This window comes from Chitinimonas violaceus (assembly GCF_052601015.1).
Genome location: NZ_JBQXDJ010000230.1, coordinates 1 through 468 on the forward strand (window position 1 = coordinate 1; position 468 = coordinate 468).

Consider the following 468-nt stretch of genomic DNA (forward strand, 5'->3'; position numbering starts at 1 on the left):
CATCGCCGTTGAAGTCGCCTTCGATAAAGCGGGTATCGCGCCGCCAATCGCCACGTTGCACAAACTGGACGCCATCGCTGCGCCAGCTGGCAATGACCTGACGACCATCCTCTTCCACCCAGGTGCCAACCAGGTCAGCGCGATGATCACCATCCTGATCATTCAGGCGGTAGACCGCCTCATCGCGCCATGCACCCAACACGCTGTCACTGCCCTGGGTATAACCATTGCCATCCGACAGCCAGGCTGTCGCGACTGCCTGACCTGCTTCGTTCTTCCACAGCTGCACCACATCGGTACGGCCATCGCCGTTCAGATCGGCTGCCAGGTAACGGCTCTGCGCCTTCTTGCCTACCGCAACATCACCCGCCCAGTTCCAACTCGCATTGCCATGGCTGACTGCATTGCGCAGGTGTTCAACCCCCTCCGCATCCTGGTACACCTCCACCCAGTCATCACGACCATCAC

The 468-nt window shown here is 60.3% G+C and carries 1 protein-coding gene; it reads right to left on the bottom strand.

The genetic code is table 11. The features are described 5' to 3' along the window. Window positions 1–468, bottom strand: a 468-nt coding sequence (locus ACUHMQ_RS21070; protein WP_445297393.1) for a hypothetical protein, incomplete at both ends; no start/stop codon positions are given.